A 12,121-nucleotide genomic window follows, 5' to 3' on the forward strand; every position below is an offset into this window, starting at 1 on the left:
GAATCTGCCCCTCTGTCATTTCCGGATCAAAGCGGCTAAACCCTCGGAAAAATCGCAGGGGTTCACATGCAACAAGACGTACTGGCCACTATTCAACCTTCACCTGCAAGACGCTGGCTGGGTGTTGGCATGCTTAGTATTGTCGGCGGATTGGTCCTGTTCGTGGCCGTTACACGACCGCCTGAGCCGATGTGGCTGATTTTCCTCATTGCAGTAGGGGGGGGGACGTTCTGGCTGGCATACCGCATGTGGCAAGCGACCTCTGATTCGATTGAATTGACAGAGACCGAGCTCCGAACCGGGACAGGGCGCCTCATTGCGAAAGTAGAGGATATTGAAGCCGTCGACAGGGGCGTTTTCGCGTTCAAACCGTCAAACGGGTTTCTGCTGAAAACACGAAACAGTGCTGAAAACAGTTGGGATCCTGGCCTGTGGTGGCGTTTGGGGCGCCGTGTTGGCGTCGGCGGTATGACAACGGCCGCCGAAACCAAGTTTTTATCCGAGGTGCTGACAGCCCTGATTACGCAGTACAGCCCTGTTCAGAAAGATTATCCGCGCTAATCTGGTCAGCGATACGCGGCCGGGTGAAGATGAAATTCTCAAATCTATAGTCCGTATTCATCCACGGCGGTTTGATCGTCCACTCATAGTTGTTTACTGTCTCGACAATGATCAAAGGCTCCAGATCTGACAGCGGCGGAAGGCGGTCTCGCAAGGCTTCTATATTAACGTTGGTCCAGGTTTCTGCGAATCCACAGCTTGTTGACCAGTCAACGACCAAACGGTCTTCATCCTCTTTGTACCTGATGAAAGACAGGCGCATTCTCATTTCGGATTCGTTATTCACCATTCGTTGCATCAATAGATGCATGGAGGATACGTATGTGTCGTTTATTCCATCTTTTTCGCGCGAAATCAGATCACTGACCGTGTAAGCCGCCTTCAGATTTGCTGTGCTTTGGCGAAACCCGTCGTAGAAAGTATAAGTAAGCGAGACGGTGTATACAAACAAAGGGAATATCAGCAGAGCTTCCACCGTGAGGGCACCATTTTCACGCCGTAGCCATCTGCCTAGCAATTGACGGGTATTCAAGAAAACACGCAACATATCAAGGCTCCTGGACGAAAGCAGTGGTTGCCGAAAGTGCGATCAGACCGTCATCATTTGCCAATGCACGGCCCATTGATGACGTCGGGAAAACCGGATCGACGATTGCGCAAGCGCGCAGGATCATAAGTTCATTCGGCGGACCATTCGTGAATTCACGGACGGGTTTGGCCTCTTCCGACCGGTCTGTGCAGTCCGGTTCCGCTGGTAGCGTGACGCCGGTAAATGCGCTCTGACGGATCATCTCTAGCTGCAAGTTGTTACTGCAATCATCGATGACCAAAGTCTGTTCACAGATCGCCTCCTTGATTTGGTCATGGGTCGGCCCTGACCCGGTACCAAGACGGATGTCTCGAACGACCAAGTCAACAGACCGTTCAAGCATCGACTGTTTGACCGTCACCAACGCGTACTCCACCGCGCATAAAATGAAGGCGAGGTACAGTGGGAACAGAATGACGAATTCAACCACCAGACTGCCTTCTTCCGAACGTCGGAAGCGGAGTATGTTATCCCAAGCTCGGCGTGTCATTGGGTCAACTTCAAGCGTTTGATCGATGCCGCGATCGATTCGAACACTTCTTCAAGGGTCAGGTTGTTGGAGCCGAGGGTTCCATCGCTGTTGACCTTGTATACCGTGCTGGGTTTGCTGGCGCAGTCTTCGATCGTGGTCACCCCGACCGGAGGTGCCTCGAACGCGATTCCGTATACGATCACGCCTTTGTTCTTGGCAGCGGCGCAGATATCGGATGTCCGTGTGTTTTTGGTCGACGAACCAATAGAGTTATACGCTCGGTTGTAATGATTTCTGATGTTATTGTCTTGCCAAGCATAGTTGTATTCAGCGTTCCAGCGCAGCGAAACGCGGTTGAACAATTGCGGGTAAGTCAGGCGAATGGGATCACCAGCCTGCGAGTCCTTGTCGCCGTAGCGGTGGTTTTTGTATTTTCTCTGCCGCGTCCAGTAGTAACGCGGCGGGTCGCCCGGATCAGATATCCGTACGCTGTATTCACCCTTTTTGCCGTCCCAGTGAACGTAGTCAGCGTTGAACCACACGTCCGAATTTCCGTCGCGCAAAGAGCTTTTGAGCCTGTACTGTGACGTGTTTTCGCCATCGGTGAAGACGATCAGGATCTTCTGAACATCATCCTCATAGTTCTTTGGGCGATCTTTGAAAGTCGCTGGAACAATTGTTTTTGTCGAAGACGGGCTTACCCTTTCTTTCGACAACTGGTTGATGATGCCCTGGAATTCAGGGTCCAGCATAGCCATACCCCATTTCACACCAATATCGATCGAGGTATTGCCGAAAGCAGTCAGGTCGTCGATACGCGCATGCAGATCGGCGACGACGTTTGTATGCGCGGTGATTTCACTGCCGGGACGTGTGGGGCAAGTAGGATAGCGGTTTTCTTCCCATGGACTCCCACGTGATGGTCTGTAGCGATCGAAATGGGCCGTCCGTTGATATGACAACGTCGGATCCAACGTTGCCTGTCGGAAATCTGACCCGCGAAAGTTCAGGCAATGCGAGTAACCATGTTCCGATGTGACGTTGGTAAACTTGCCCAGTATATCCTCTCCAGCGTTCACCTGCGTGGCGTAGGGGATGATTGAGATCGAGATTTTGTCAGGGTTTTCTTTAGAATACATCTCGGTCACGAAGGTCTTGGCCGCCTTGCGCAGAACTTCGATCTTGGTTTTCCCTTCGGTGGCTGAGGCCCTGTTCATCGAGCCGGACATGTCCAGAACCAAAGAAATCTCGACGGAACCAACGGATTCCTCTGCTGTACTGGCAACATTGGCCGTCAGGGTATCAATGCCGGAAAAGCGCATGAAGTGCGTTTGGACTACCGTAGAGGCCGTAGCACTTACCTTCCTGGAGCCGATCCCTTCGACGACCACCGGCTCCCCCGTAAGCTTGTCCTTCAGACCTGACTTTTCCATGTAGGCTTTAACCACAGACGAAGGCGGCTGTTGTTGCTTCAGGTTGGCAGACGCAAGAACTGCACGGTCAAGCGTGCCCTGCAGGTTTGCTCTGTCACGCTCAAAATGCATGATGTCGACACCGATGCCCGTTGTCGCAAACATGACGATCAGCCCGATAATCACGAACAGTGTAAAGACGGCGCCATCTTCCTGCTTGGCGAAGATGCTGGCGAACCGACGCGCTTTTGAGAGGTTATTCTCAACTTTATGTGCGCCACTTTGAAATATGCGCTTTTTCATATTGACGACCTCGCTGAGCAGACATGCGTGCTGCCAAGGAAAAAATAACTTTCAGAAAATTATCGCCGAAACGTGGCGGGATTTTGGCGAAAAACCCGCTGACTTGATCGATTTGCCTGAAAAATCGGGATAATTTGTGGGCATCCTGCGGATCTGTTTTCGAATGGGCGACAATTATGGCTGCGTACCGCAGGACCGGCGACTCAGGGCCAAATGAGAGTTTCTTTCCCGGTTTTCGGGTTTTATTTCTGCTTAATTATTGATCGTTAACGCATTGGGTGCGACAAGACGTCAGAACGCATGTCGTTCGCTGGCACGGAGGACTCAATGACGGCCGTTAAAGAACCCAGTTTTCGCGAGAGTGTGGACCTTATGTTCAACAGGGCGGCGTCCCTGATGGATTTGCCTCCGGGGTTGGAAGAAAAAATCCGGGTCTGCAACGCCACTTATACCGTTCGGTTCGGTGTGCGTCTTCGAGGGCAGATTCACACGTTCACCGGTTATCGCTCGGTTCATTCCGAACATATGGAGCCGGTGAAGGGTGGTATCCGATACGCGATGGCCGTGAACCAGGACGAGGTTGAGGCGCTGGCAGCCCTGATGACCTATAAATGTGCTTTGGTTGAAGCGCCTTTTGGTGGGTCGAAAGGGGGGTTGCGCATTGACCCCAGGCAATACGAAGAGCACGAGTTGGAGCAGATCACGCGGCGGTTTGCCTACGAGCTGGCCAAACGTGACCTGATCAATCCGTCTCAGAACGTTCCTGCGCCTGATATGGGCACAAGCGAGCGTGAGATGGCCTGGATGGCAGATCAGTATACACGCATGAACACCACTGACATCAACGCGCGGGCCTGTGTGACGGGCAAGCCGTTGAATGCGGGTGGTATCTCGGGCCGGGTTGAGGCGACCGGGCGGGGTATTCAGTACGCGCTGCGCGAGTTCTTCCGCCATCCCGAAGATGTTCAGAAGGCAGGTCTGTCGGGGAAATTGGACGGCAAGCGCGTGATCGTTCAAGGCTTGGGTAACGTGGGCTACCACGCCGCCAAGTTCCTGAGCGAAGAGGATGGATCAAGAGTTGTCGGCATCATCGAATGGGATGGGGCGCTTTATAACCCCGAGGGGATCGATGTCGAAGCTGTCCGCCAGTGGATTGTGAAACACGGCGGTGTGAAGGACTATCCCGATGCGACACATTCGGCCGATGGAGCCACGGTTCTTGAGGCGGAATGCGATATTCTCATTCCGGCTGCGCTTGAGGGTGTCATCAACCTAACCAACGCCGAGCGGATCAAGGCGCCTTTGATCATTGAGGCGGCAAATGGTCCCGTGACAGCCGGCGCAGATGAGATTCTGCGTGACAAGGGTACGGTCATCATCCCCGACATGTACGCGAATGCCGGTGGCGTGACGGTGTCTTATTTCGAGTGGGTCAAGAACCTCAGTCATATCCGGTTTGGCCGCATGCAGCGCCGTCAGGAAGAGGCGCGGCACGAGTTGATTGTCAGCGAATTGGAACGGTTGGACCGATATCTTGGCGATGCGTGGTCGATGTCCCCTGATTTCAAGGCAAAATATCTCAAGGGCGCGGATGAGCTGGAATTGGTGCGGTCGGGTCTCGACGACACAATGCGCATTGCCTACCAGTCCATGCGCGAGGTTTGGCACGACCGCGACGATGTGGCGGATTTGCGCACGGCGGCGTATATCGTGGCCATTGACCGCGTTTCTAAAAGCTATCGCGCCAAAGGGCTGTGATCCTTTGGACTGTGGCGGTTGGGTGAAAGCCCAACAGCCTGCAGTGCTGGTCTGCCACGACCGCGGGTTCGTGACGAAAAGGGTGATAGCAGACGGTCACTGGGGCAGGTAAGCTGCCGGGAAAGAAACGATTCCGGGAGACTCTTATGTTGCGCACCGCCCTAGCTGCCTTTGTGCTGCTGGCCACACCTTTGGCTGCTGAAGAAACGAAAGAACAAAGCTGCCAGTATCAGGCCGATGTCGTTGCGGCGATTCAAAAGGCCCGATTGGACAAGGTCAAGGAACGCGACGTGCCACAAGCGGTGGCTGAGACGTCGCCAGCTTGGCCAGAAAACTACAATGCTGCGATCCCACTGATTACCCCTTGGGTGTATGAGCAAAAGATGCGTGATGTGCGCAAAAAAGATTTGGGCGCGGCTTGGCTGGAGCTTTGCCTGCAACAATAGTCCACAGGGCGGCGATTTCTTTGTGGACAACAGCGCGCTGTACTCTTGGCGCGCGTTTACATTTCTGCGAAGCTTGACCCATGTCACTGCCCCCCGGATTTCTTGATGAACTGCGAACCCGGCTCAGCCTGTCTCAGGTCGTTGGTCGCAAGGTTATGTGGGATCAGCGCAAGTCCAATCAGGGCAAAGGTGATATGTGGGCACCGTGCCCGTTCCACCATGAAAAGACCGCGTCCTTCCATGTCGATGACCAAAAGGGGTTTTACTACTGCTTCGGGTGCCACGCCAAAGGCGATGCGATCAGCTTTGTGAAAGAAACTGAGAATGTCTCGTTCATCGAAGCGGTTGAGATTCTGGCGCGCGAGGCAGGAATGCCGATGCCCGCCCGCGACCCGAAGGCGCAGGAAAAGCAGGATCGCCGCTCGCAACTTGCTGACGTGATGGAGCAGGCAGTTCAGTTCTTTCGCTTGCAACTGAAAACTGGGGCAGGGGGTGCCGCGCGCGATTACCTGACTCGCCGCGGGTTGGGCGCGCAGGCGTTGGAACGTTGGGAGATTGGGTTTGCCCCAGACGGCTGGCAAGCCCTTTGGGATCATCTCCGTGGCAAGAGCATCGAGGAAGATCTGATCCTTGCCGCAGGGCTGGCGAAGCCGTCGAACAAGGGCAAGAAACCCTACGATACTTTCCGCAACAGGATCATGTTCCCGATCCGTGACCCGCGCGGTCGCTGTATCGCTTTTGGCGGTCGGGCGATGGACCCCAGTGATAATGCCAAGTACCTGAATTCGCCTGAGACCGAGCTGTTCGACAAGGGTCGCAGTCTTTACAATCATGGTCCCGCACGGCAATCGGCTGGCAAGGGGCAGCCCTTGATCGTTGCGGAAGGCTACATGGACGTGATTGCGCTGGCCGAGGCCGGATTCGGCGCGTCGGTAGCGCCTTTGGGCACCGCGATCACCGAGCATCAGTTGCAACTGCTGTGGCGCATTTCGGATGAGCCGATCATCGCCCTTGACGGTGATACCGCAGGTCTGCGCGCCGCGATGCGCGCTGTTGATCTGGCGCTACCGCTTCTGGAAGCCGGCAAATCTCTGCGCTTTGCTCTGATGCCAGAAGGCAAGGACCCTGATGACCTGCTGCGTGCCGAAGGGGCAGGGGCGGTGCAGGCCGTGTTGGATGGGGCCATTCCGATGGTCAAATTGCTGTGGCAGCGCGAAACCGAAGGCAAGGTGTTTGATAGCCCCGAGCGTAAGGCGGCACTGGATAAGGTGCTGCGCGACAAGATAAAGCTGATCCGCGACCCATCGATCCGGTCTCACTATGGCCAAGAGATCAAGGACCTTCGATGGCAGCTTTTCCGCCCGCAGCGCCAAACTCAGGGCCAGCAATGGCAGCCGCGCGGCAAATGGCAACCACAGAAACAACCCGCAACACCCGGCGCGCGGACCTCATTCCTTGCATCGTCTGAAAATGCGGAAATCCAATTGCGGGAAGCTGCCATTCTGGCCATTTCCATTCTGAATCCGCAGGTTGTGGTGCAGTTCGAAAATCAGTTGGAAGATATGGAATGTCGCGATCCTGATCATGCGGCGCTGCGAAATGCGATCCTGTGCCACGCGGTAGATGATCCAGACAACCTTAAAGACCACATCGCTGCATCTTTGGGGCCCGAAGCCCTTGAAAACCTGCTGGCCCTTCGCCATGTCGCAGTGATCCCCTGTGTGTATAAACCAGGCGACGTTGAAAAGGCCGAGATGACGTTGGCCGAAGAACTCGCAAAGATCAAGGCGCTCCGGGGGTTGGATGCAGAGATTGCCGAAGCCGAAGAGGAGCTGTCTGATCTGGCAGATGAGGCGTTGACATATCGTCTGGCGCAAGCCGCCGAAGAGCGCAACCGCGCAAGCCGGAGCCAGAATGAGGACAGGGCTGTTTTTGACGTCGCGGACAATGGTGCGCGCATTAATCGCGACGAAAAAGACGCGTTCGAGGCGATTATGTCGGGAATCAATTTCGAACGAAAACGCCGTTAAGGTGGTGTTTTCGTAAGGCACTGGAAAAGAAAAACAGGTAAACGGGTAGCCGAATCATTTCTACGCGCTAATGATTCGGTCAAACGAATCACCCATCCCTGCAGGAGCATTGAATGGCCGCCAAGGATACGAACGAAGACCGCAAATCCGACGAGCAGGAACAGGAAATCTCGCTGGATATGAGCCAGGCCCAGGTCAAGAAGATGATCGCTGAGGCCCGCGAGAAAGGGTACATCACCTACGACCAGCTCAATCAGGTTCTACCACCGGATCAGGTCAGCTCGGAACAGATCGAAGACGTCATGTCGATGCTGTCCGAAATGGGCATCAACATCATCGAAGATGAAGAAGCCGAAGAAGAAGAAAACAAAGGCTCGACCGAACTTACCACGACCGAAAGCAACCGTGAGGTTGCGTTGGCTGGTGCTGCCACCGAAAAGCTGGACCGCACCGATGACCCCGTCCGCATGTACCTGCGTGAGATGGGCAGCGTCGAACTGCTGAGCCGTGAGGGCGAGATCGCGATCGCCAAACGGATTGAGGCCGGGCGCAACACCATGATCGCAGGGCTGTGCGAAAGCCCGCTGACCTTCCAGGCGATCACCATCTGGCACGACGAACTTCTTTCCGAAGACATTCTGCTGCGCGACGTCATCGATCTTGAGGCCACGTTTGGCAACCAGATGGACGAAGACGGCGATGTCGAAGAGCCTGTCGTTGACACATCTGTCGTTCAGGCCGCAAAGCCTGCAAAGGAAGAAGGCCCAGAACTGGACGCAGACGGCAATCCGATCGCCAGCGATGATGACGATGATGAGGACGATCAGGCCAATATGTCGCTGGCTGCGATGGAAGCCGCGCTGAAAGATCAGGTTCTGACCACGCTTGAGCGTATTTCGACAGACTTCTCGATGCTGTCGGAAATGCAGGATAGCCGGATTTCTGCCACGTTGAACGAAGATGGTTCGTTCAGTGCAAAGGATGAAGCAACCTATCAAAAGTTGCGGGCCGAAATTGTCGAACTGGTGAATGGTCTGCATCTGCATAACAACCGGATTGAGGCGCTGATCGACCAGCTTTACGGCATTAACCGCCGCGTCATGTCGCTGGACAGTGCGATGGTGAAGCTGGCAGATCAGGCGCGCATTAACCGTCGCGAATTCATTGACGCCTATCGCGGACGCGAACTGGACCCGAACTGGATGGCCGAGATGGCTGAAAAACCGGGCCGGGGCTGGCAGATGTTCATCGAACGCTCGACCGACAAGGTCGAGGAACTGCGTAACGATATGGCCCAGGTGGGTCAGTATGTCGGTCTGGATATCAGCGAATTCCGCCGTATCGTTCAGCAGGTTCAGAAGGGTGAGAAGGAGGCTCGGCAGGCCAAGAAAGAAATGGTCGAAGCCAACCTGCGCCTTGTGATCTCGATTGCTAAAAAATACACCAACCGCGGCCTGCAATTCCTGGATCTTATTCAGGAAGGCAACATAGGCTTGATGAAAGCGGTGGATAAGTTCGAATATCGCCGCGGCTACAAATTCTCGACCTACGCGACGTGGTGGATCCGTCAGGCGATTACACGGTCGATTGCAGATCAGGCTCGTACGATCCGTATCCCGGTTCACATGATCGAGACGATCAACAAACTGGTTCGGACTGGTCGCCAGATGCTGCACGAGATCGGTCGCGAGCCGACGCCCGAGGAGCTTGCCGAAAAGCTGCAGATGCCGCTTGAGAAGGTTCGGAAGGTGATGAAGATCGCCAAAGAGCCGATCAGCCTTGAAACACCAATTGGCGACGAGGAAGACAGCCAACTTGGCGATTTCATCGAGGACAAAAATGCGGTTCTGCCTCTGGACAGCGCCATTCAGGAAAACCTCAAGGAAACGACCACACGGGTTTTGGCGTCACTTACTCCGCGTGAGGAACGTGTCCTGCGGATGCGATTTGGCATTGGTATGAATACCGACCATACGCTTGAGGAGGTCGGCCAACAATTCAGCGTGACCCGCGAACGTATTCGCCAGATTGAAGCGAAAGCGCTGCGTAAGTTGAAACACCCCAGCCGGTCGCGTAAGCTGCGGTCCTTCCTGGATCAATAATATCAAAGGCGCCTCACTCGAGGCGCCTTTTTTCGTTCACAGAAGGTCACGTTGACCGCTTTTCCAGTAAAATTGGCGGCAACTCACAAGGCGAAGTCAATACGCCCCATTATATGCCTGATGTCCACTCACGGGACAGGCCGGGGCGAGGCTGAGTTGCCCATGACCCCCGGTCGCCCGTTTCAAGACCCCCCCGTAAAGTTCAGTCGACTGCGGAACGCACTGGGGACTTGACCAGTCCAGCGTTTAAAGGCCGTTGAAAAGGCCGGCTGGTCGGCATAGCCAAGCGCATAGGCGATTTCGGACAAAGGCATGCCATTGGTGATAAATGTTTGCGCCAGATCGCATTTCAGGTCGTCGACGATACCGCGATAGCTGGTGCCCTCGTGCTTGAGCCGCCGCGCAAAGGTGCGGGGACTCATCCCCAGATCGGCGGCAGCCTCGTCCGCGTTGATGATCTTGCCGGGCATCGATTGGGTGATCAGCCCTTCGACCTGAGCACGAAGCGGCTGCTTGGAAGATTTTCGCTCGGCCAGAACGTGCTCGGCATATTGCAGAAGATGCGCGCGCAGGTTTGAATCGTAGGTGGGAATGGGCAAGTCTAGCGTGGACACGGCCACCACGATTTCCAGCTTTTCTGCGCCAAAAACGATTGGAAATCCTGCAAGCTTTTGAAACTTTTCGCTGTTTTTGCCTACTTCGTGCTGAAACCTGATCTCGATCGGATAGAAATTTGACTGCGTGAGGGTCCGCATACGGGCCAACCCAGCGAAGATCAGGAATTCGGTCCTTCGGTGGTAGCGGGCAAAACTGGCATCCTTCCAATCCGCTTCGATGGTGGCGAAGTTCCCGGCCAATCGCAGGGTGAAGGCGATAGCGGGGTCAATGATTTGGTGAAATCGCGACGTGTTCTCGATGACCTGCCGTAAGTCACGTGAATACTTGCTTATATATGCCGTCAGGCTGGACGAGGCTGAAAACTGCAACCCGGCTTGCGCCGCGAACGTGATATCGCCCACTACATCGCACGCATATCGTGCAAACAGGGCCTCTTGGTGGGCGCTGCACATGGACGTAGAGTCAGAGAGTGCGCTGCGGCTCAGCTTGCATTTTTCGAGAATGCGATCTGACGCTTCAGTACCGTTAGTTTGTTGATCAAGCACGCGGGTCAATAGTTGAAGGCGGGCGATATCAACTTCCATGACCTTCTCCACTGTGCTTTCAATCTGCTTCCCGCCAATTCGGCGGAAAACACGGTGTGATAATAAGTCTAGATCAATTGACTGAAATTCGAATGGTTCTGGCAGTTAAAAACAAGAAAAAAGTACATATTCAGATTTTCATTGCCTTTGGCAAAAAATCTGTTCCGTGTTTGGGTGGGTTTTGGGGCATGCAGATGCAGATTTCGCCTCTTCGTCAGTCCCGGCTGAATTCCTTGTGATTGGGCTTTGTTGGGTTTCAAAGCAAGCTACGTCGTTACATACCTCGAAACAGCAAAAGAGTATGATTATGAAAAAGCTTATGACTTATGTGGTTTTTGCGGCTGTCGTGCTCGGCACTCCGGCTACGGCATTTAACGGCCGTTTGGGCTTTCAGACGGTAGCGGTGAATAACTCGGTTTTCGAAGTGATCCCGCGCGGTCGAACGGATACGGATGGGTATTGGTGCGCGGCAGCAGACTTTGCCCGCAGAACGTTGGGGGCAGGCTGGCAGCAGCGCATCTATGTAAAGCGTGGCTATGGTCCTAGCGAGGCGACAGGCCGCAGAACTGCGGTACAATTTACGCTGGTCGCACCAGAGGGCGCCCCGCAGCAGTCAAGCGGCGTTTTCTCTTCCGGATTTCAGCCGGGATACAGTATGTCTGTTCAGGCTGCCAATGCCCGATGCAGAGGCCGCCCGTTCATCAATTAACAAAGATCAAACAAAGAATGCAGACCGAGTTCGAGTTATCGACGCAGGGTCCGGGGTTGTACGAATTTACCTCGGACGTGCGTGACTGGCTAAAGCCCATCGCGCGCGATGGGCTTCTGACGCTGTTTGTCCGACATACGTCGTGTTCACTGCTTGTCCAGGAAAACGCCGACCCCGACGTACAAACAGATATGCGGGCATTTTTCGAGCGGCTGGTGCCACCGTCCAACCATCCATCCATGGCCTATCTGCGGCACACGTATGAAGGCCCGGACGATATGCCAGCCCATATCAAGGCCGCGCTGTTGCCTGTTTCGCTTGCGATACCCGTGACGTCTGGGCGGCCTGTTCTTGGCACATGGCAGGGGATTTATTTGTTCGAACACCGTAGCGCACCGCATAATCGAAGCGTCGCTGCGCATTTTGCGTGACCCCTTTATTTAGCGGTGGAAAATTCCGACTACCCAAATCCTAGCGGGTGTCCTATAGTTGTGGATAAGTAAGCCGCAGCGCTTACAAAAGAGGCGGAACAAGGGA

Annotated in this window: 11 protein-coding genes; 7 read left to right on the top strand and 4 right to left on the bottom strand. The window is 54.6% G+C overall.

The window, feature by feature from the left end; genetic code table 11:
• The first annotated feature begins 66 nt into the window (after positions 1 to 66).
• Entirely contained in the window at positions 67 to 561 is a 495-nt protein-coding gene (locus AVO44_RS06670) for a hypothetical protein (RefSeq protein WP_068334375.1), read from the top strand.
• Here the strand turns inward: AVO44_RS06670 and AVO44_RS06675 are convergent.
• From AVO44_RS06675 to AVO44_RS06685, 3 genes are read right to left on the bottom strand one after another with little or no spacing between them, the layout of a single operon-like run.
• A complete protein-coding gene (locus AVO44_RS06675; RefSeq protein WP_068334378.1) occupies positions 521 to 1,108 on the bottom strand; it encodes a TadE/TadG family type IV pilus assembly protein in 588 nt (195 codons plus the stop codon). The genes AVO44_RS06670 and AVO44_RS06675 overlap by 41 nt on opposite strands.
• A 1-nt stretch (position 1,109) precedes the next feature.
• Positions 1,110 to 1,640, bottom strand: coding sequence for a TadE/TadG family type IV pilus assembly protein (locus tag AVO44_RS06680; RefSeq protein WP_068334380.1), 531 nt, complete (start codon positions 1,638 to 1,640; stop codon positions 1,110 to 1,112).
• The gene (locus AVO44_RS06685) at positions 1,637 to 3,337 is read right to left on the bottom strand and encodes a pilus assembly protein (protein WP_068334383.1); all 1,701 of its coding nucleotides are present in this window, start codon (positions 3,335 to 3,337) and stop codon (positions 1,637 to 1,639) included. Before AVO44_RS06685 ends, AVO44_RS06680 begins: the two co-directional genes overlap by 4 nt.
• Before the next feature lie 327 nt (positions 3,338 to 3,664).
• Here AVO44_RS06685 and AVO44_RS06690 point away from each other — a divergent pair, with 327 nt between their 5' ends.
• The 4 genes from AVO44_RS06690 (at position 3,665) to rpoD (ending at position 9,673) form a co-directional block, all read left to right on the top strand.
• Complete coding sequence (locus AVO44_RS06690; RefSeq protein WP_068335282.1) at positions 3,665 to 5,095, top strand: Glu/Leu/Phe/Val family dehydrogenase; 1,431 nt, start codon at positions 3,665 to 3,667, stop codon at positions 5,093 to 5,095.
• A 146-nt stretch (positions 5,096 to 5,241) separates the two neighbouring features.
• Positions 5,242 to 5,541: a hypothetical protein gene (locus tag AVO44_RS06695; protein WP_068334384.1), complete on the top strand. Its 300-nt coding sequence runs from the start codon at positions 5,242 to 5,244 to the stop codon at positions 5,539 to 5,541.
• 80 nt (positions 5,542 to 5,621) lie between these two features.
• Positions 5,622 to 7,571, top strand: coding sequence for a DNA primase (gene dnaG, locus AVO44_RS06700; RefSeq protein ID WP_068334385.1), 1,950 nt, complete (start codon positions 5,622 to 5,624; stop codon positions 7,569 to 7,571).
• A 113-nt stretch (positions 7,572 to 7,684) separates the two neighbouring features.
• A complete protein-coding gene (gene rpoD, locus AVO44_RS06705; protein ID WP_068334388.1) occupies positions 7,685 to 9,673 on the top strand; it encodes an RNA polymerase sigma factor RpoD in 1,989 nt (662 codons plus the stop codon).
• A gap of 182 nt (positions 9,674 to 9,855) precedes the next feature.
• Here rpoD and AVO44_RS06710 read toward each other — a convergent pair whose 3' ends face one another.
• Positions 9,856 to 10,875 carry a helix-turn-helix domain-containing protein gene (locus AVO44_RS06710; protein ID WP_068334391.1) on the bottom strand — a complete coding sequence of 340 codons (1,020 nt, stop codon included), beginning with the start codon at positions 10,873 to 10,875 and terminating at the stop codon, positions 9,856 to 9,858.
• 307 nt (positions 10,876 to 11,182) lie between these two features.
• Here AVO44_RS06710 and AVO44_RS06715 point away from each other — a divergent pair, with 307 nt between their 5' ends.
• Together AVO44_RS06715 and AVO44_RS06720 are read left to right on the top strand one after the other, a co-directional pair.
• The gene (locus tag AVO44_RS06715; protein ID WP_068335285.1) at positions 11,183 to 11,584 is read left to right on the top strand and encodes a hypothetical protein; all 402 of its coding nucleotides are present in this window, start codon (positions 11,183 to 11,185) and stop codon (positions 11,582 to 11,584) included.
• Between the two features lie 17 nt (positions 11,585 to 11,601).
• On the top strand, positions 11,602 to 12,015 hold the full coding sequence (locus AVO44_RS06720) for a secondary thiamine-phosphate synthase enzyme YjbQ (protein WP_068334392.1): 414 nt from the start codon (positions 11,602 to 11,604) through the stop codon (positions 12,013 to 12,015).
• Positions 12,016 to 12,121 lie beyond the last annotated feature (106 nt).

Source organism: Ruegeria profundi (genome assembly GCF_001507545.1).
Lineage (GTDB): Bacteria > Pseudomonadota > Alphaproteobacteria > Rhodobacterales > Rhodobacteraceae > Ruegeria > Ruegeria profundi.